An 18,630-nucleotide genomic window follows, 5' to 3' on the forward strand; every position below is an offset into this window, starting at 1 on the left:
CCGCGGAGGTTACCCGTCCGAACGATCCCTGCGGTCGGCCGCGCCGGACAGAACGGAGTCGAGGTCGTAGCGCGCCGGTTCGGAGAGCTGTTCGTAGCGGCAGGATTCCGGGTCGCGGTCGGGCCGCCACCGGACGAACTGGGTGGTGTGCCGGAACCGCGCGGGATGCCCGCCCTCGGTGTGGTCGTAGGCGACCTCCACCACCCGCTCCGGCCGCAGCGGCACCCACGGCTGCTCGCCGCTGCTCCACCGGTTGACCGAGCCGGGCAACCGGCGCCCGTCCGGCTCGCCCAGCCAAGGGTGGTCGTCCTCGGTGATCAGCCCGGCGAGCTCGGAGGCCAGTTCGCGCCGCCGCGCCGCGGAGAACGCCCCGACGACGCCGACGTGGTGCAGCACCCCGTGCTCGTCGTGCAGTCCCAGCAGCAGGGAACCCACCGCGGTGCCCGGCTCGGACTTGGCGTGCCAGCGCAGACCGGCCAGCACGCAGTCGACCGTGCGGGAGTGCTTGATCTTGAGCTGGACCCGCTTGCCGGGCGCGTAGGGCTCGTTCGAACGCTTGGCGATGATCCCGTCCAGTCCAGCGCCCTCGAACACCCGGAACCACTTCTCGGCGGTGTCCGGGTCAGCGGTGACCGGCGTGGTGCGCAGGCGGTTGTGGTCCAGGCCGAGGCCGGTCAGCAGTTCGCGGCGCTCGGACAGCGCTGCGCCGGTGAGGTCGCGATCGTCGAGCGCCAGCAGGTCGAACGCGATGAAGGTCGCGGGCGTCCGTTCGGCGAGGGACCGGATGCGGCTGGCCGCCGGGTGGATCCGCTCGCTCAGCAGGTCCCAGTCGAGCCGCTCGCCCGCGGCGTCGCGGCCGATCACCACCAGCTCGCCGTCCAGGACCGCGGGCCGATCCAGGTGCGCGCCCACGCTTTCCACCACCTCGGGGAAGTAGCGCTCCAGGGGGCGCCCGGTCCGCGACTGCAACCGCACGTGGCCGGGTTCGGCGAAAACCAGGCAGCGGAACCCGTCCCACTTCGGCTCGAAGAGCAGGCCCGGTTCCCGGGGGATGCCGGGAACCGGCCCGGCCAGCATGGGTTTGATCGGAGGCTGCACCGGGAGCACGTCAGCGCACCCGTTGCTTGGGGCCGCGGTCGAGCTTCAGCCGGATCGCGGTCGGCAGCGTTTCGATGCCCAGCGCCTCGCGAGCGCGGGCGAGCACCTTGTGGTCGAGCTCCTCCCACACGTGACGAACGTTGGTGCCCTCCTTGAGGGACAGCGTCAGCCGCAGCGAGGGATGGCGGTCGCTGCCCGCCATCCGCACCCGGGCCCGCTGCACCCCGGTCACCTGTTCGGCGTCGGTGCGCACCGCGCTGGTCAGCGCACCGGATCCGACCGTCAGGTCACCGGCGTCGGCGTGCTCCAGCCGCAGGTCCGGCCGTTGCTCCGGACGCAGCGCGTGCACCAGCGCCCACGCGCCCAGGGCCAGCAGCACGACCCCGACGACCAGCCCGATCCACAGCGCGAGGCCCGCGTTGTCGCGCAGCCACTGCACCGCGAGCGGATCGGCCACCGGACGTCGCGCGCGGAAGGCCCCCAGCAGTCCGGATCCCACGAGAAGGCCGCCGGCCCCGAGCACCAGGGCCAGCAGTGCCAGGAACACGACGACGCCGCGCTCGAAGGCCGCGCCGCGCGCGGTAGGGGTGCTGCTCGGCTTCACCTCGGCCATCACCGCTCCTTCGCGTTGCCGACCGATACCAGCACCTTCGGCGTGCGGCGCAGCGGCAGGTCCTGCACCGCGCGCTCGGCGGTCTCGGTCAACCGGCCGCGCAGGTCCCCGGAATCGGCGTAGCGCGGCGTGGCCTTGACCTTGACCCGCTTGCCGCCTGCGGTCACCGCCGCCCCGGCGACCCCGTCCTGGTCCCGGACCTGGTGACTGACCAGCCGCGCCAGCGAGCGCGAATCGGTGGTCACGGTGACCTCCGGGGCCGGGTCGTGCAGCCGCACGTCCTTGTCGCCCGAACGTGCTACGAGCGCCAGCAGCACGAGCCCGAGCAGGACCAGGCCGCCCGCCGTCAGCCGCACCGGCGTGGCCTGCCAGGTGATGTCGTTCAGCGCGGTGACCACCGCGCCCGGCGCGATGATCAGCCCACCGCTCGCCGGGCGGATCATCGCCCAGGCGCACTCGACGGCCAGCCAGGCCCCGCCGACGGCGATGATCAGGCCGAGCAGGGCGGTGAGAAGCCGGATGAGAAGGCGCATGGCTCACTCCACCCGCGGCGGTCCCGCCGCGGGGATCAGGGCGGTCACGGTCACGTCGATGCTGCGCACTTTGCAGCCGAAACCGGCGAGGTCCTGGTTGACCCGGGTCCGGATCGACGACACCGCTTCGCGCACCGAAGCGGGGTAGCGCAGCGCGACGCTCAGCCGCACCCGCAAACCGTCGTCCGGGCCGCTGATCTCGGCGCCCGCGGTGTGCTTCTTGCCCTCGCGAGCGCTGCTCGCGTCGACGTCGGCGGCGTGCTCGGCGATCTTGCGCAGCACGACGCGGTTGATGTGCAGGCGGCCGCGCTCGTCCGGTTCGGCGAGCCCCGCCGCTCGCGCGGGAGCCTCGGCCGTGCTGGTCAACGCCGATCCTTGCCCTGACGGCCGAACAGGTCGCCGATCTCCAGTTCCCCGTCCAGCACTCGACCGATCACCAGTCCGACCACGCCGACCAGCAGGGCGATCAGGAAGCTGGAGAAACCGCCGATCGCTGCGGCGGTGCCGAGGATGAGGCCGGCCAGCAAGCCGGTCTGCGTCGCGTTCATGGTCTGTGGCCTCCAGAACAGGGGGTGCGCCCGGTGGTCACCGGACGCGGGACGGGCGGCGGCGTCGTCGCCACCAGGCGCGGACGCGGATGAGCAGGCCGCGGGCGCCGCCGGGCCGGACGACGATCGGCGCCTCGAAGCGCGGGTCGTGCGCGGCCGGTTCGGCGCGCAGCCGGGCGAGCCCGGCGGCGAAGGCCTCCGGATCGCCACCGACGTCCGGGTGGTTGTCCCGGACGAAGGCGCGGATCTCGGAGCGTTTCGCGCGGTCGTGGTGCACGTTCACCATGATGCGCCTCCCCAGCGGGCCGAACCGCTCATTCGGCGTGATCGGTCTCGGCGAACTCCTCGTCGGTCACGACCTCGGAGACCACGATGTCCACCGGACCGCCGAGCCGCTCGATCAGTTTCTCGCGCAGCTCGTCGGTCGTTTCGCGCAGCGGACGGTCCATCCGCAGCGTGACACCGATCTCGGCCGGTGCGTCCTCGCGCAACCGCACCCCGACGACCTTGTCGCCGGGCAGGTAGGAAGCGATCTCCCCGAACCGGCCGCCGTGCAGCCGTGCCACCGACGGGTGCGCCAGCACCTGCTCGGCGACCTCGTGGGGGCTCGGCTGCTCGGTCATCGGGTGAGAGTCCTCCAAAGGGGTTGGCGCGCCTGGGCGATTCGGAATCACTCCACTCGGGACTGCGCGGAATGCTCTTCCTCTTCCTCGTCCGGGAAGTGGATGTCGTTGACCGCGATGTTGACCTCGGTGACCTCCAGGCCGCACATCCGCTCCACGGCGGTGATCACGTTGCGCCGCACCGAGCGCGACAGGTCCACGATCGATGCGCCGTACTCGACCACGATGTCGAGGTCCACGGCCGCCTGCTTCTCGCCGACCTCGACCTGCACGCCGGAGGTGGAAGAGGTTCCGCTGCCGGGAATCCGGTCCTTGAGGGCGCCGAAGGCGCGCGAGACGCCACCGCCCATGTCGTGCACTCCGTTGACCTCGCGAGCCGCGATGGCGGCGATCTTCTGCACCACGCCCGCGGCGATGGTCGTCTTGCCCTGCGAGGTCTCGTCGGCCAGCCGCGACGGAGCATCACCGGAGCGGGTCTCTGGAATGCGCTGCTCGGTGCTGGTCGACTGGCCGGAGGTTGTGCTGCTGTTGCTGGCCATGGAAATCGAGCTCCTTCCCGGTTCTGCCGAAGCGGTACTCCGGCGTGTACGCCACGGGATCGCGCGCACCTGGTTCGAGGGTGTCTCAGGAGTGCACGCATCACCATCCGAGTTGCGATCAGCGCCGCACGCGTCAGCCCGTGGCCCGACCGTCATGTGATCATTCTTCCGCAACGCGGTGGCCGCATCGAATCGGCGTGCGGTCGTGCCGGCAGCCACCCCGGGCTCGGTCGCCGGGCGCGCGGGCCGAAGCCGATCCGTCCGGCGTCGCCGCTGGTCAGGGCTGGGGAAAGTCGGAATCCGGTCGTCGGCGAGGCCCGCGTGGAGCCGGTCCCGAGCGCGCGCTGCTCCCCGTTTCCGCCGTCGGCGGGACGCGGGCCGCGGCTCGCCCTTCGATACGCGCGGCGGCAAGTTCACCCGTTCGTTGTCCGAGGTCGCGGCGTCCTCGCGTCCCGGGAGCGAGGCGCCGCGCGCCCGCTCGCCCTTCCGAGTCGGTCGAGCCCCTCGATCGGGGGCACGGGGTGAGCAGGAGCACGCCGCGGGTGGTCCGTGCAGCGGGGGTGCCGGCTATAGAGTCGGGCGCATGATTTTCGCCCGTCTGGTCGACCGCCGTCCCGAACTCACCCCGGACGAGCTGGTCCAGGCGATGACCCCGCCACCCCGGTTCGAATCGGCGCGCTTCGAGACCTACATCCCGAACCCCGACGAGCCGAGCCAGGCGCAGGCGGTGCGCGACTGCTCCGCGTTCGCCGAGCGCATCAACGCCGCCGCCGGTGGTGGCGGGTCGTGGTTGCGCGGGCTCTTCGGCGGCAGGAAGAAGCCCGCGGGCGACAAGCGCGGGTTGTACCTCGACGGCGGGTTCGGCGTCGGCAAGACGCACCTGCTGGCCTCGCTGTGGCACGCCACCGAGGGCCCGAAGTCCTACGGCACGTTCGTGGAGATCACCAACCTGGTCGGTGTGCTGGGCTTCGCCGAGACGGTGCGACGCCTGTCCGAGCACCGGCTGCTGGCCATCGACGAGTTCGAACTGGACGACCCGGGTGACACGATGCTGGTCACCCAGTTGATCGCCAAGCTCACCGATGCGGGCGTGCACGTGGCGGCGACCTCCAACACGCTGCCGGGCAAGCTCGGTGAGGGACGCTTCGCCGCCGCGGACTTCCTGCGCGAGATCCACGCGATGTCCGAGCGCTTCGCGGTGGTGCGGGTCGACGGCCCCGACTACCGCCACCGCGGGCTGCCGGACGCCCCGCCTCCGATGAACGAGGACGAGCTCGCCAGCCTCGCCGAGGCCACCGACGGCTCCACCTACGACAGCTTCGACGAGCTCTGCGCCTACTTGGCCGGTCTGCACCCCTCCAAGTACGGCCGCCTGGTCGACGGCATCTCCGCGGTCCACCTCGCCGGGGTGCACGCGGCCCCGGATCAGGACGTGGCCCTGCGTCTGGTCGCGCTGGCCGACCGGCTCTACGACCGGGCGATCCCGGTGCGGGTCAGCGGGGAACCGCTGAGCAGCCTGTTCACCGAGGAGATGCTGCAAGGCGGCTACCGCAAGAAGTACCTCCGGGCGATCAGCCGCCTCACAGCGCTCTCCAGGGACCTCACCAAGTCCTGATCGCGGGCGAGGACCGCGGACCGCTCACCTCGCGAGCACCTCGGCGATGGTGTCGATGCCCTTGTCGAGGTCGTCCCGGCAGATCGTCAGCGGTGGGGCGATCCGCAGGGTGTTCGCCTGCGTCTCCTTGCACAGCACGCCTCGCTCGGCCAGCGCCTCGCTGGCCTGGCGGCCGGCGGGGCCGCCCTCGGCGATCTCCACGCCCGCCCAGAGCCCCCGGCCCCGGACCTCGGTCACCCCGCGCCCGATGAGCTCGCCGAGGCGCGCGTGCAGGTGCGCCCCCAGCTCGCGCGAGCGCTGCTGGTACTCGCCGGTGGACAGCAACCGGATCACGGCCCGCCCGACCGCGCAGGCCAGCGGGTTGCCGCCGAAGGTGGACCCGTGCTGGCCGGGCTGGAGCACGCCGATCACGTCATCGCGCCCGACCACCGCCGAGACCGGCAGGATCCCGCCTCCGAGGGCCTTGCCCAGGGTGTAGAGATCGGCGCGGACGCCGTCGTGCGCGCTGGCCAGGGTCTCGCCGGTGCGCGCCAGGCCGGACTGGATCTCGTCGGCGATCAGCAGGGCGCCGTGCGCGTCGCACAGCCGCCGCAGCCGCGGCAGGTAGTCCGCGGGCGGCACGACCACCCCGGCCTCGCCCTGGATCGGCTCCACCAGCACCGCCGCGGTCCGCTCGCTGATGGCGGCCTCGACCGCATCCGCGTCGCCGTACGGGGTGACGGTGAAACCCGTTGTGTAGGGGCCGAATTCGGCGCGGGCGTCCTCGTCGGTGGAGAACGAGACGATGGTCGTGGTGCGACCGTGGAAGTTCGAGCCCGCCACGATGATCTCGGCCTGGTTCTCGGGCACGCCCTTGATCCGGTAGGCCCACTTGCGGGCGAGTTTGATCGCCGACTCGACCGCCTCGGCGCCGGAGTTCATCGGCAGGACCCGATCGGTGCCGGTCAGCTCGGCGAGTTCGCGGCAGAACGGGCCCAGCTGGTCGTGGTGGAACGCGCGGCTGGTCAACGTCACCCGGCCGAGCTGCTCGGTGGCCGCGGCGACCAGTTCCGGGTTCTGGTGACCGAAGTTCAGCGCCGAGTAGCCCGCCAGGAAGTCCAGGTAACCACGTCCGTCCACATCGGTCACCCAGGCGCCGGAGGCCTCGGCGATCACGACCGGGAGCGGGTGGTAGTTGTGCGCGCCGTAGCGCTCGTCGAGCGCGATGAGCTCGTCGGCGCGGGATGTGGTGTCGAGGTGTGCCGGGACGCTGGTCATGTGGTTCAGGTTATGTCCACCGGAGCGGAGATTTCAGCCGCGAGCCATTGCTTGTTTTGACGGTTCGTTGCGTCGACGAGCGTGATCACGTCGTTTCGTTGTGCTAACGCGCTCGCTCGTCGGTGGGTGGCGTCGCCACGGCACCATGGACGCAGCAGACGAGAGCGAGGTGCTGATGCCGGACAACGGTGCGTATCGGGTGTACCTGGGTGCCTACACGGCCGAGGGCGGTGCTGCGGGGATCGGCCTGGCCGAGGCGAGTCCGGCTGGCTCGTTGCACGTCACCGGGCACGTCGCCGAGGTCGCCGATCCGTCGTTCCTGGCCCTGGCCCCCGACGGCGGCACCCTCTACGCGGTCTCCGAGCGGTCCGAGGGGCGGGTGGTCGCGCTGTCCGTGCGGCCCGACGGCACGCTGCGCGAGGTGAACTCGCAGCCCGCCGAGGGCGCGTCGCCGTGCCACCTGAGCGTGCACCCGTCCGGTCGCTACCTGCTGACCGCCAACTACGGCTCCGGCAACGTCGTGGTGCACCCGATCGGCGAGGGCGGGGCGTTGCGCTCGGCGACCCACGTGCTCCAGCACCGCGGCACCGGGCCGAACCCGCACCGCCAGGAGGGGCCGCACCTCCACCAGGTGCTCACCGATCCGGCCGGGCGGGTGCTGGTGGTCGACCTGGGCTCGGACGCGGTGCACGTGCACGACTTCGACACCGACACCGGCCACCTCGTCAACGACCGCACGGTCGGGCTGCGGGCCGGATCGGGACCGCGCCACCTGGCCTTCCACCCGGACGGCGAGCGGGGCTACCTGCTCAACGAGCTGGCCTCGTCGATCACCGAGTTCGACTACGACTCCTCGACCGGCGTGCTGCGGCCGCTGCACGCGCTGTCCACCCTGCCGCCGGACTACGCCCGGGCCAACCTGGCCGCCGAGGTCGTGGTGGACCTGCGCGGCCGCTACGTGTTCGCCTCCAACCGGGGCCACGACAGCATCGCGGTCTTCGACGCCGACAGCGCCGACGGCGAGCTACGCCTGGTCGACATCCGCCCGGCGGGCGTGACCGAGCCCCGGCACATCGCGCTGTCCCCGGACGGCTCGGTGCTGCTGGTCGCCGGCCAGCGCAGCAACGACGTCCAAGCCTTCGCCGTGGACGACCTCACCCCGCTCGGCGAACCGGTCGCGGTGCCGAGCCCGGTGTGCCTGCTACCGGTTCAGAGCAGCCTGGCGTCGTAGCGGCCCTGGGCGTACTGCCCGAGAGCTTCCCGCATCCGCTTGGTCTGCTGCCTGCGGGTGAAGATCCCGCCCGTAGCGCCGATCGGGAAGATCGTGGCGCCACCGTGGTACCTGCCGACCCGGTGCCACAGCTTGGAGTGCGGCACCGTGCCGTCGCTCAGCCACAGCGCCAGCTCGGCGGTCTTGCCCTTGCCAGCGACACCGACTCGGGAGATCTGCGACCACGGGATCTCCCGCGTCATCCGCAACCGGGACACCACGACGCCCTCGGAATTGATCTTGATGCGCAGTTTCGGGGTCAGCGCCTGCCAGAGCGACCAGACCAGGCCGATCACCAGCAGCAGCACCCCGACCCCGGCGGCCAGCCGCAGCCCGGTGTGACCACCGGGAACCATCCCGATCAGGTCGTTGCCGAACCGGCGCTCGAAGAGGAAGGCGCCGAACAGCAGCAGCCCGAACACCAGCGCCCACACCACGGATCCGGCGCGCCCGCCGGTGCGGAACTCCGGACCGGGGCCGTCCCGGCGCACCCTGGGTGCCCCGTGCCGGGTCTGCTGCGGTTGCCGGGGCCTGATCGGCTCGCGCATCGGCCGTTGGGCCTGCGGCTGCGGAGCCGGTGGGGAGGCCGGAGCCGGAGCCGGCGCGGGCGATTCCTGGCGGGTCGGTTGCCGCGGCGGACCGGCGGGTGCCATCGGACCGGCGGGTGCCGGCGGCGGGGGAGCGCCGGGAGCTCGCGCGGTGCGCTGCAGCTCGGTCGCGTGCTGCGTGATCACCGCGGTGATCGAGGCCGGGAGCCACCCGCTGCCCTGCGGCGTGCTCTCGCCGATGCGGTCCAGCAGCTGCTCCGGGGTAGGGCGCGCGTCCGGATCCTTCGCCAGGCACTCGGCCAGCAGGTTGCGCAGCCCGTCGGGGACCTTCGACAGGTCCGGCTCGCCGTGCGCCACCCGGTACAGCAGGGCCGCCGTGCTCTCCTCTCCGAACGGCCCGATCCCGGTCGCGGCAAAGGCCAGCACCGCCCCGAGCGAGAACACGTCGCTGGACGGGCCGATCTCCCCGCCCAGCGTCTGCTCGGGGGAGAAGAACCCGGGCGTGCCCAGGAAGATGCCGGTCGCGGTCAGCGAATGCCCGGTCATCGCCCGTGCGATGCCGAAGTCGATCACGCGCGGCCCGTCCGGTCCGAGCAGCACGTTGGCGGGCTTGAGGTCGCGGTGCACCAGGTCTGCGCGGTGGATGGCCACGAGCGCCTCGGCCAGGCCCGCGCCGAGGCTGCGCACCGCGGCCTCCGGCAGCGGGCCGTGGTCGGAGACGGCCTTGTGCAGCGTCGGGCCGGGGACGTACTCGGTGGCCAGCCAGGGCTGCTCGGCGTCCGGATCGGCGTTGACCACCGCGGCGGTCCAGAAGCCGCCCACCGACCGGGCCGCCTCGGCCTCCCGCCGGAAGCGCTCCCGGAACTCCGGGTCCTCGGCGAGGTCGGCGCGGATGAGCTTGACGGCGACGACCCGGCCGCCCCGCGAGCGGCCGAGGTAGACCCCGCCCATCGCGCCGCTGCCGAGTCGTGCCAGCAGCCGGTAGTCGTCAACTCTGGCTGGGTCGCTGCCCAGCAACGACTGCACGGTGATTCGCCCCCCGGTCCAACGATGTCGCTTTCGCACCGAGCGTACGTTCCGCCGTCCGGGTGTGTCCGGCGCCCGACGCAAGAGCCCGCTCGCCGCGATGTCAGTAATCGGTTACTTGGCTTTGTGGCAAGTCTTTCGTCTCTTCCGATCCCGTGGGTATGATCCAGCGCACCCCGTGGCCGGAAGGCGATCGACGAGGATCGAGGGAGGCGCGTCGTGGCAACCGATGAGCAGGTACCTCCCGCCGTCGCGTTGCGCGGTATCGGCAAGCGGTTCCCCGGCGTGGTGGCCGTCGACGACGTGAACCTGGAGATCCTTCCCGGCGAAGTGCACGTCTTCGCAGGTGAGAACGGTGCTGGGAAATCAACGCTGATGAAGGTGATCGCGCAGGTCGACGAGCCGAGCAGCGGCCACGTCGAGCTGGACGGGCAGCGGGTCGCCTTCCGCGGACCCGGCTCGGCGCGCCGCCTCGGGATCGCCATGGTGCACCAGGAGTTCGCCCTGGCCCCGGACCTGTCGGTGGCCGAGAACCTCTTCATCGGCGATGAGCCCGGACGGGGCGGCTGGATCTCCCGCGCCGCCGAACGCCGCGCGGCGCGGGGGCTGCTGGACCGAGTGGGCCTGGACGTCGATCCGGGCAAGCGGGTGGCGCTGCTGTCCACAGCGGAGCAGCAGCGCGTCGAACTGGCGAAGGCGCTGGCCGTGCAGGCCAAAGTGCTCATTCTGGATGAACCCACCGCGACGCTGACCGAACGCGAGACCGAGGAGCTGTTCGGCATCGTCCGGGAGCTCACCGCGCAGGGCATCGCCGTCGCCTACATCTCGCACCGGCTCGACGAGATCTTCGAGATCGGCGACCGCGTCACGGTCATGCGTGACGGAGCCGTCGTGGACACCAGCCCGGTGGGCGAACTCGACGAGGCGCGGCTGGTGCAGCTCATGGTCGGGCGCGATGTCGCCAACCTCTACCCGCGCAACCACCAACCTCCCGGGGAGGTGCGATTGCGCGTCGAGGGTCTCGGCCGGGGCGACGCCGTCCGAGATGCCTCCTTCGAGGTCCGCGCGGGCGAGATCGTCGGTCTCGCCGGGCTCGTCGGTGCCGGGCGAACCGAGTTGGCGCGCGCGATCTTCGGCGCCGAACCGCCTGATCGCGGCGTGGTCCGGCTGGACGGGCGCGAGCTCCGCATCCGCGGACCGGCGGACGCGATCGCGGCGGGCATCGGCTACCTCACCGAGAGCCGCAAGACCGACGGGCTCGCACTCCAGCTGGGCGTGGACAAGAACATCACCATGGCCAAGCTGCCGATGCTGCGACCCGGATTGATCGACCTCTCCGGCGAACGCCGCATCGCCGAACGCCAGCGCGAGACCCTGCGCATCCGGGTCCCCTCCGTGGGACGCCCGGCGAACACGCTCTCCGGTGGCAACCAGCAGAAGGTGGTGCTGGCCCGCTGGCTGGAGACCGGCGCGGAGGTGCTGCTGTTCGACGAGCCCGGCCGGGGCATGGACGTCGGCGCCAAGTCGGAGATGTTCCAGCAGATGGATCTGCTCGCCGAGCGGGGCAAGGCGGTGGTGCTGATCTCCAGCTATCTGCCGGAGCTGCTGAACATGTGCGACCGGATCCTGGTCATGCGCGGCGGTCGGATCGCGGGTGAGGTGCCGCGCGAGGAGTTCTCCGAAGAACGCGTGGTCGCGCTCGCGACCGGAGCGAGGAGCAACCATGACTGAGCCGAAGGCACCGTCCACGGCGGAGCGCGGACTGCTCGGCGGTCTGCGCGACCGGTTCTCCGGTGCGATCTCCCAGGTGGCCGCGGCGGGTGCGCTGATCGTGGTCTTCGTGATCCTGTCCATCGTCGCGCCGTCGTTCCTGAGCGCCGACAACCTGTTCAACCTCGGGTCGCAGACCTCGGTCAACGCGGTGATGGCGGTCGGCGTCACGCTGGTGATCATCACCGGCGGCATCGACCTGTCGGTCGGCTCGGTGGCCGCGCTGTCCGGGGTCGTCGGCGTGATGCTGATGGCCGACTTCGGCTTCAACCCGTTGCTGGGCATCCTCGGCGGTCTCGCGGTCGGCGCGGCGGCCGGACTGGTCAACGGGCTGCTGGTGTCGGTGATCGGGCTGCCCCCGTTCATCGCCACGCTCGGGATGCTCAGCGTCGCCCGGGGACTGGTGCTCATCGTCACCGGCGCGGTGGCCGTGTTCGGGGCGCCGGACTCCTTCCGCCTGCTCGGGCAGGGAGTGGTCGGCGTCCTGCCGATCCCGGTGTTGCTGATCGTGGTGGTGGCCCTGCTGGGACACCTGGTGCTCACCCGCACCAGGCTCGGCCGCTACGCCTACGTGATGGGTTCCAATCTGGAAGCCGCCCGGTTGTCCGGTGTTCCGGTCAAGCGCTACACCACCTCGGTGTACGTGCTCGCCGGTGCGCTGGCAGGTCTCGGCGGCATGATCGCGGCGTCGCGGATCAACTCGGGCCAGCCGAACTTCGGGGAGGGCCTGGAGCTGGACGTGATCGCCGCGGTGGTCATCGGTGGCGCCAGCCTCTTCGGCGGGCGCGGTACCGTGCTCGGCTCGCTCATCGGAGCCTTCCTGGTCGCGGTCATCCGCAACGGCGCGGTGCAGCTCGACATCGGCACCTTCTACCAGAACGTGCTGATCGGCGTGATCATCTGGCTGGCCGTGTGGTGGGACTACTACCAGCGGCGCAAGCTCGGCAGCGAAGCCGGCGGTTAGGAGGTGTTCCGGTTCGCGGTCGGCGTGGCGGAACCTCGGACGCCGCCGGGCTGCGGAATCCGCGACTTGAGCGGCGACCTGCGGCGCTGCGGCTGTCCTGGTCCGGCGACGTCTGAGAACCAGCGGCGGTGCGAGCTGAGTTCCGCACCGCGTGCGGCCACCGCCGCATCTTGAAAGGACCCCTTGGCGAAACTCGCGAAGAGCAAAGGAGCTCGGCGTTGAAGAAGGTTCTCTCCGCTACGTGCGTGGCGATCTCGCTGGTCGCCACCGGGTGCAGCGTCGGGGTCCACCAGCAGTCCGGTGGTGGCACCCAGGCCGAAGGTCCGATCAAGATCGCGGTGGTCCCCAAGGCCATCGGCTTCGACTTCTGGGAGAACGTGCGCATCGGCGCCCAGTGCGCGGCTTCCCGGCACGACGACGTCGACGTGCACTGGGACGGCGTGAGCGCCGAGACCGATGTCAGCGGGCAGCAGAGCCTGCTGCAGGATCTGCTCGCGCAGGGCGACATCAAGGGCCTGGTCTACGCCGCCACCGATGCCAAGGCCCTCTCGGAGGTCACCGAATCGGCGCGGGCGCAGGGCACCACGGTGGTCAACATGGACTCCGGGACGCAGCCGCAGCCGGAGGACGTGCCGGTCTACGCCACCAACAACGTCGCCGCGGCCGAGCGGGCCACCAACGAGCTTGCCGAGCAGCTCGGCGGGCGGGGCAAGATCGCGCACATCGAGTTCCAGCCGGGCACCAGCACCAACGACACCCGTCGCGAGGGCTTCGAGCGCGGGCTGGCCAACCACCCCGGGCTGAACCTGGTGGCGCGGCAGTCCAGCGATAGCGACTACAACCAAGCGCTGCAGGTCACCCAGGACATCCTGACCGCCAACCCGGACCTCGACGGGATCTACGCGGCCAACGAGCCCAGCGTGCTGGGCGCGGCCGAGGCGGTGCGCCAGGCGGGCAAGGCGGGACAGGTGAAGATCGTCGGGTGGGACACCTCGGAAGGTGAGATCAAGGCGCTGCGCGAGGGCGTCATCACCGGCCTGATCGCGCAGAACCCGTTCAAGATGGGCCACGACGCGGTCGACGCCGCGATCGCCAAGATCCGCGGCAACGAGGAACCGCAGGCGGACACCGACACCGGATCCACGTTGATCACCGAGGACAACGTGGACAGTCCCGAGGTTCAGAACCTGCTGCACCCCAGCTGCGAGAAGGCGCCGAAGTAACCGAGTCCCGGCGAACCGGCCGCGCTCGTCCTCGGTGGACCCGAGCGCGGCCGGTAGCAGCACCAGCACGCCAGCCATCCGCAGCAGCGTGAGCAGCCGGTACGGCGCGTCGCCCGTTCGTGGGCCGAGGCGAACCAGGTGAAGCTCATCCACGCCCACCAGATGGCGAAGAAGACCATCAGGCAGCTCGCGCGCACGGTGCCGGAGTGCCCCTCGGCCAGCCCGTGGTGCAACTGCACGGCCGCCTGCCCCGCAGCGGCGAAGCACGGGCCGAACAGCAGCTCCAGCGGCGTGGCCGAGCGGTGCGGCTCGCCCGCTCATCCTGCGGCGCGGCGTCGGCACGCCGTTGCTCGTGACGGCGAATCATCGCACCGATGCGAGGAATTCCCGGACCGCCGAGGTTCACGTGCGGACCGGCCCGATGCGGTGAGACATTGTCACCCGATCGAGATCATAGTTGATCTTGCGTGTCCGGAGCGCACGCGCTCATGTACGGACGGTGTTGTATCGTGGGGGAGTACCGGGGGTCAGGGTCGGATCGGGGGGTTCGACCGGTGGAGCCGGGTCCTGGGGGTGTGGGGCCCGGCTCCCCGTGCGCGGCGTGTCGTCACACACGTTGATCGGTGCTTACCGGCGGGTTTTGGCATGATCTGGCCAATCAAGGTCGCCAAGCGGCAGCGCAGCCGGAAGCGAAAGGATCGGTGTGGTGAGCAAGATCGAACGCCTGGGAGTCGTCGGCGGCGGCCAGATGGGTGGCGGCATCGCCGAGGTGGGGGCGCGAGCCGGCCTGGACGTGATCGTCTGCGAGGTCAGCGATGAAGCCGCCCGGGCCGCTCGCAGCGGGCTGTGGAAGTCGTTGAACCGCGCCGTGCAGAAGAACAAGATCACCGAGGCCGAGCGCGACGAGACCCAGGCCCGCCTGCACTTCACCACCACCGTCGCGGACCTCGACGACCGGCAGATGGTGATCGAGGCGATCGCCGAGGACGAAGGGCTCAAGCTCAAGCTGTTCGCCGAGCTGGACAAGGTCGTCTCCGACCCGGACGCGATCCTGGCGACGAACACCTCCTCCATCCCGATCGCGAAGGTCGCCAACGCGACCAGCCGCCCGGACAAGGTGCTGGGCGTGCACTTCTTCAACCCGGTCCCGGTGCTCAAGCTCGTCGAGCTGGTTCCCTCGCTGCTGACCAGCGAGGACACCGTCGCCCGCGCGGACGCGCTGGCGAACGAGCAGCTGGGCAAGGAGACCATCCGGGCTCAGGACCGCTCCGGGTTCATCGTCAACGCGCTGCTGGTCCCGTACCTGCTGTCGGCCGTGCGGATGTACGAGGGCGGTTTCGCCTCGGCCGAGGACATCGACAACGGCATGGTGCTGGGCTGCGCCCACCCGATGGGTCCGCTCAAGCTCGCCGACATGGTCGGCCTGGACACTCTCAAGGCCATCGCCGACTCGATGTACGCCGAGTACGCCGAGCCGACCTACGCCGCTCCGCCGCTGCTGCAGCGGATGGTCGATGCGGGCCTGAAGGGCAAGAAGTCGGGCAAGGGCTTCTACGACTACGAGTGACCCTCGGACGAGGCGGCGCCCGCGATCGATCGGTGGTCGCGGGCGCCGCTTTCAATCCGCGATCGTGGTGCGGAGGTCCTGCACCGCGTGGTCGCGGTGCTGGGCGAGCAGCCGGACCAGGGCGTCCGGATCGCCGTCCCGCGCGGCGGCGAGGATCTCGGCGTGTTCGGCGCGCACCCGCGCGCGGTTGGGTTCGGCGTTGTAGTAGACCGCGCGGTACGCGTCGGTGGTGTCCCACAGGGTGCGCACGATGCGCAGCAGCCTGGGCATGCCCGCCGGCTCGAGCAGGGCGAAGTGGAAGCGGCGGTTGGCCGCGATCATCGCGACGAGATCGCCCTGCTCGGCCGCCTTCTCCACGTCCTGCTGGGCGTCGGTGACGCGCGTCAGGTCGGCGTCGGTGAACCGGCCGGCGGCCACCCGCGCCGCCTCCGACTCCAGCAGCTCCCGCATCCGGTAGACCTCGAGCAGGTCGCTCAGCGACAGCTCGGCGACCGAATAGCCGCGATGCGGCTGGTAGATCACCTGACCCTCGGCCTCCAGGGTCTTCAGCGCCTCTCGCAGCGGCACCCGGCTCACGCCCAGGCGCTGGGCGATGCCGTCCTGCCGGATCGGCGCACCCGGTGCCAGCTCGCCCGCGGAGATCGACTTGCGGAGCTCGTCGAGCACGTACTCCTGGGTGGTGGGCGGTCGTCGCATCGTTGCCTTTCCCGCGCTGCCCTGGACTTTCGGTTACTTCTCGTCCTTTCGGCCGGAATTCGCCGACTGACCGGCGAGCGGGTTGACCCCGGCCCGAACACTTGTATATTGGATCCAAATTCGCGCAAGCGCAAGCAGGGAGATGTTTCGGTTCGCGGTGTGCGTGGCGGCGCGACCGTCCGCGCCGGACGATGTCCGAGAACCGCGGTGGTGCGGGCCGAGTCCTGCACCGCGTGCGGCTACCGCCGCATGCCGAAACGGCCCGCAAGTCAGCTGGTAGCGCTCCGGGAGGTCGTGGTGCGGCGTGGCTCGTTCGGCCCCGCGCGCTAGCGGAAAGGTGGACGTCGTGGAAACGCTGCCGCTGGAGGGCGTGGTCGTCGCCGACTTCAGCCGGGTGCTGGCCGGTCCGTACGCGACCATGCTGCTCGCCGATCTCGGCGCGACCGTGATCAAGGTCGAGCGCGCGGGTTCGGGCGACGACACGCGCTCGTGGGGCCCGCCGTGGACCGAGACCGGCTCGGCCTACTTCGAATCGGTCAACCGCAACAAGCGCAGCATCGCCCTCGACCTCACCGACGAGCAGGATCGCAAGGCCGCCCGCGAGCTCGTGGCCCGCGCCGACGTGCTGGTGGAGAACTTCAAGTCCGGCGCGCTGGCCAAGCACGGCCTGGACTACGCGAGCGCCCGGGAGCTCAACCCCGGCCTGATCTACACCTCGATCTCGGGCTTCGGCAGCAAGGAGGGCGCCGACCTCCCCGGGTACGACTTCGTGGTGCAGGCGCTCGGCGGCCTGATGAGCATCACCGGTGAACCGGGCCGCCAGCCGATGAAGGTCGGCGTCGCGGTCGTCGACGTGCTCACCGGCAAGGACGCCGCGATGGGCGTGCTGACCGCGCTGCGGCACCGGGATCGCACCGGCCGCGGCCAGCACATCGAGGTCAACCTGCTGTCCAGCCTGCTCGGGTCGCTGGCGAACCAGACCTCCAGCCTGCTCACCACCGGCATTTCCCCGCAGCGAATGGGCAACCGGCACCCCAGCATCGCGCCGTACGAGACGCTGCGCTGCGAGGACGCCTTCCTCGCGGTGGCGGTGGGCAACGACGCGCAGTTCCGCGCGCTCTGCGAGGCGCTCGGACTGCTCGCGATGGCCGACGACGAGCGGTTCAGCTCCAACGCCCAGCGAGTCGCCAATCGCGAAGAGCTGGTGCGCCAGCTGGAGAACGTGCTCGGCGCGCGCACCGCCGCCGACTGGCAGCAGCGGCTGACCGCCGCGGGCATCGCGTGCGGACAGGTCAACGACCTGTCCGGGGCGGTGCATCTCGCCGAATCCCTCGGCCTGGATCCGATCGTCGACCCGGGCGGGGGATCCGCGGTGCAGGTCCGCAACCCGATCGGTTTCTCCGGGCACGACAGCGCCGAAGTCGTCGCTCCGCCGCAGCTCGGCGAGCACACCAAGGAGGTCCTCGGCTGGCTCGAGGATTCCGAGCAGCCGCTTCCCCCGATCAGCTCAAGGAGGAGCTCGACATGAGTGCCGGTGGAAAACGTCCCGCCTTCGACCCGCACGACCCGCTGGGCATCGACGCCGAGTTCAGCACCGAACAACTGGCCATCCGCGACAGCGTCCGCGCGCTGTGCCGCGATCACGTCCAGCCGCACGTGGCCGAGTGGTACGAGCGCGGGGAGTTCCCGCAGGCGCGCGAGCTCGCTCGCGAACTCGGCAAGCTCGGCGTGCTGGGCATGCACCTGGAGGGCTACGGCTGCGCCGGGATGTCCGCGGTGGACTACGGCATCGCCTGCGAGGAGCTGGAGTCCTGCGACTCCGGCCTGCGCTCGCTGGTTTCGGTGCAGGGCTCGCTGGCCATGTACGCGATCTGGCGCTGGGGCTCGGAGGAGCACAAGCAGCAGTGGCTGCCCCGGATGGCCGCCGGTGAGGCGCTCGGCTGCTTCGGTCTGACCGAGCCCGACCACGGGTCGGACCCGGCCGCGATGCGCACTTCCGCGCGTCGCGACGGCTCGGACTGGGTGCTCAACGGCCGCAAGATGTGGATCACCAACGGCAGCATCGCCTCGGTGGCCGTGGTGTGGGCGCAGACCGACGAGGGCGTGCGCGGTTTCGTGGTGCCGACCGACACCCCGGGCTTCGACGCCCCGGAGATCAAGCACAAGCTCTCGCTGCGCGCCTCGGTGACGGCCGAACTCGTGCTCGACGACGTCCGGCTGCCCGCGGATGCGGTGCTGCCCGAGGTCACCGGCTTGCGCGGTCCGCTGTCCTGCCTCAACGAGGCCCGCTACGGCATCGTGTGGGGCGCGGTCGGGGCCGGTCGCAGCTGCTTGGAGGCCGCGCTGGACTACGCCAACACGCGCGAGCAGTTCGGCAAGCCGATCGGCGGCTTCCAGCTCACCCAGTCCAAGCTCGCCGACATGGCGGTGCGGGTGCAGAACGGCAGGCTGCTCGCACTGCACCTGGGCAAGCGCAAGGACGCGGGCGAGCTGATCCCGCAGCAGGTCAGCTTCGGCAAGCTGGACAACGTCCGGGGCGCCCTGGAGGTCGCCCGCACCGCTCGGACCGTGCTCGGCGCCAACGGGATCTCGCTGGAGTACCCGGTGATCCGGCACATGACCAACCTCGAGTCGGTGCTGACCTACGAGGGCACCAGCGAGATGCACGCGCTGACCATCGGTCAGGCGATGACCGGGATTCCGGCTTTCCGGGGGTAGCGAGCGGCGCGCGTCACGTTAG

20 protein-coding genes are annotated in these 18,630 nt (G+C 71.0%); 8 read left to right on the forward strand and 12 right to left on the reverse strand.

Going from position 1 to position 18,630, the window contains the following annotated elements:
- Positions 1-9 precede the first annotated feature (9 nt).
- Genes ABD289_RS08490 through ABD289_RS08525 form a run of 8 tightly spaced genes read right to left on the reverse strand, consistent with a single transcriptional unit; the run spans position 10 to position 3,954 of the window.
- Entirely contained in the window at positions 10-1,107 is a 1,098-nt protein-coding gene (locus tag ABD289_RS08490; protein ID WP_344128502.1) for an ATP-dependent DNA ligase, read from the reverse strand.
- Position 1,108: 1 nt separating this feature from the next.
- Positions 1,109-1,711 carry an alkaline shock response membrane anchor protein AmaP gene (gene amaP, locus ABD289_RS08495; RefSeq protein WP_344128505.1) on the reverse strand — a complete coding sequence of 201 codons (603 nt, stop codon included), beginning with the start codon at positions 1,709-1,711 and terminating at the stop codon, positions 1,109-1,111.
- Entirely contained in the window at positions 1,711-2,244 is a 534-nt protein-coding gene (locus ABD289_RS08500; protein WP_344128507.1) for a DUF6286 domain-containing protein, read from the reverse strand. The genes amaP and ABD289_RS08500 overlap by 1 nt, the downstream gene beginning before the upstream one ends.
- A 3-nt stretch (positions 2,245-2,247) precedes the next feature.
- Complete coding sequence (locus ABD289_RS08505; RefSeq protein ID WP_344128509.1) at positions 2,248-2,610, reverse strand: Asp23/Gls24 family envelope stress response protein; 363 nt, start codon at positions 2,608-2,610, stop codon at positions 2,248-2,250.
- Positions 2,607-2,792 (reverse strand): hypothetical protein, encoded by a 186-nt coding sequence (locus ABD289_RS08510; protein ID WP_344128511.1) that lies wholly within the window; start codon positions 2,790-2,792, stop codon positions 2,607-2,609. The genes ABD289_RS08505 and ABD289_RS08510 overlap by 4 nt, the downstream gene beginning before the upstream one ends.
- A gap of 37 nt (positions 2,793-2,829) precedes the next feature.
- The gene (locus ABD289_RS08515; protein WP_344128513.1) at positions 2,830-3,078 is read right to left on the reverse strand and encodes a hypothetical protein; all 249 of its coding nucleotides are present in this window, start codon (positions 3,076-3,078) and stop codon (positions 2,830-2,832) included.
- Positions 3,079-3,106: 28 nt separating this feature from the next.
- Positions 3,107-3,415, reverse strand: a complete 309-nt coding sequence (locus ABD289_RS08520) for a hypothetical protein (protein ID WP_344128515.1) — start codon at positions 3,413-3,415, stop codon at positions 3,107-3,109.
- Between the two features lie 47 nt (positions 3,416-3,462).
- Positions 3,463-3,954 carry an Asp23/Gls24 family envelope stress response protein gene (locus ABD289_RS08525; protein WP_344128517.1) on the reverse strand — a complete coding sequence of 164 codons (492 nt, stop codon included), beginning with the start codon at positions 3,952-3,954 and terminating at the stop codon, positions 3,463-3,465.
- 586 nt (positions 3,955-4,540) lie between these two features.
- On the opposite strand from ABD289_RS08525, the gene zapE reads away from it, so the two are divergent.
- A complete protein-coding gene (zapE, locus tag ABD289_RS08530) occupies positions 4,541-5,569 on the forward strand; it encodes a cell division protein ZapE (RefSeq protein WP_425564634.1) in 1,029 nt (342 codons plus the stop codon).
- Positions 5,570-5,593: 24 nt separating this feature from the next.
- Here the strand turns inward: zapE and rocD are convergent, their stop codons facing one another.
- Positions 5,594-6,826 (reverse strand): ornithine--oxo-acid transaminase, encoded by a 1,233-nt coding sequence (gene rocD, locus ABD289_RS08535; protein WP_344128521.1) that lies wholly within the window; start codon positions 6,824-6,826, stop codon positions 5,594-5,596.
- A gap of 145 nt (positions 6,827-6,971) precedes the next feature.
- On the opposite strand from rocD, the gene ABD289_RS08540 reads away from it, so the two are divergent.
- Positions 6,972-8,057 (forward strand): lactonase family protein, encoded by a 1,086-nt coding sequence (locus tag ABD289_RS08540; RefSeq protein ID WP_344128524.1) that lies wholly within the window; start codon positions 6,972-6,974, stop codon positions 8,055-8,057.
- Here ABD289_RS08540 and ABD289_RS08545 read toward each other — a convergent pair.
- Positions 8,036-9,670, reverse strand: coding sequence for a protein kinase domain-containing protein (locus ABD289_RS08545; RefSeq protein ID WP_344128526.1), 1,635 nt, complete (start codon positions 9,668-9,670; stop codon positions 8,036-8,038). The genes ABD289_RS08540 and ABD289_RS08545 overlap by 22 nt on opposite strands.
- Positions 9,671-9,889: 219 nt before the next feature.
- Here ABD289_RS08545 and ABD289_RS08550 point away from each other — a divergent pair, with 219 nt between their 5' ends.
- The 3 genes from ABD289_RS08550 (at position 9,890) to ABD289_RS08560 (ending at position 13,627) form a co-directional block, all read left to right on the forward strand.
- Entirely contained in the window at positions 9,890-11,401 is a 1,512-nt protein-coding gene (locus tag ABD289_RS08550; RefSeq protein WP_344128528.1) for a sugar ABC transporter ATP-binding protein, read from the forward strand.
- Positions 11,394-12,404, forward strand: a complete 1,011-nt coding sequence (locus tag ABD289_RS08555; protein WP_344128530.1) for an ABC transporter permease — start codon at positions 11,394-11,396, stop codon at positions 12,402-12,404. The genes ABD289_RS08550 and ABD289_RS08555 overlap by 8 nt, the downstream gene beginning before the upstream one ends.
- A gap of 218 nt (positions 12,405-12,622) precedes the next feature.
- Entirely contained in the window at positions 12,623-13,627 is a 1,005-nt protein-coding gene (locus ABD289_RS08560; RefSeq protein ID WP_344128532.1) for a sugar ABC transporter substrate-binding protein, read from the forward strand.
- On the opposite strand, the gene ABD289_RS08565 is transcribed toward ABD289_RS08560, so the two are convergent.
- The gene (locus ABD289_RS08565) at positions 13,585-13,866 is read right to left on the reverse strand and encodes a low temperature requirement protein A (protein WP_344128534.1); all 282 of its coding nucleotides are present in this window, start codon (positions 13,864-13,866) and stop codon (positions 13,585-13,587) included. The two genes, ABD289_RS08560 and ABD289_RS08565, sit on opposite strands and share 43 nt — an antisense overlap.
- A gap of 467 nt (positions 13,867-14,333) precedes the next feature.
- Here ABD289_RS08565 and ABD289_RS08570 point away from each other — a divergent pair, with 467 nt between their 5' ends.
- The gene (locus ABD289_RS08570) at positions 14,334-15,194 is read left to right on the forward strand and encodes a 3-hydroxybutyryl-CoA dehydrogenase (protein WP_344128537.1); all 861 of its coding nucleotides are present in this window, start codon (positions 14,334-14,336) and stop codon (positions 15,192-15,194) included.
- Between the two features lie 51 nt (positions 15,195-15,245).
- On the opposite strand, the gene ABD289_RS08575 is transcribed toward ABD289_RS08570, so the two are convergent.
- Positions 15,246-15,890, reverse strand: coding sequence for a GntR family transcriptional regulator (locus ABD289_RS08575; RefSeq protein WP_344128539.1), 645 nt, complete (start codon positions 15,888-15,890; stop codon positions 15,246-15,248).
- Positions 15,891-16,236: 346 nt separating this feature from the next.
- Between ABD289_RS08575 and ABD289_RS08580 the strand changes: the two genes are divergently transcribed.
- Together ABD289_RS08580 and ABD289_RS08585 are read left to right on the forward strand one after the other, a co-directional pair.
- Positions 16,237-17,418: a CaiB/BaiF CoA transferase family protein gene (locus ABD289_RS08580; protein ID WP_344128541.1), complete on the forward strand. Its 1,182-nt coding sequence runs from the start codon at positions 16,237-16,239 to the stop codon at positions 17,416-17,418.
- Entirely contained in the window at positions 17,415-18,608 is a 1,194-nt protein-coding gene (locus ABD289_RS08585) for an acyl-CoA dehydrogenase family protein (protein ID WP_344128543.1), read from the forward strand. Before ABD289_RS08580 ends, ABD289_RS08585 begins: the two co-directional genes overlap by 4 nt.
- The last annotated feature ends 22 nt before the right edge of the window (positions 18,609-18,630 follow it).

This window comes from Saccharopolyspora halophila (genome assembly GCF_039531955.1).
Lineage (GTDB): Bacteria > Actinomycetota > Actinomycetes > Mycobacteriales > Pseudonocardiaceae > Saccharopolyspora > Saccharopolyspora halophila.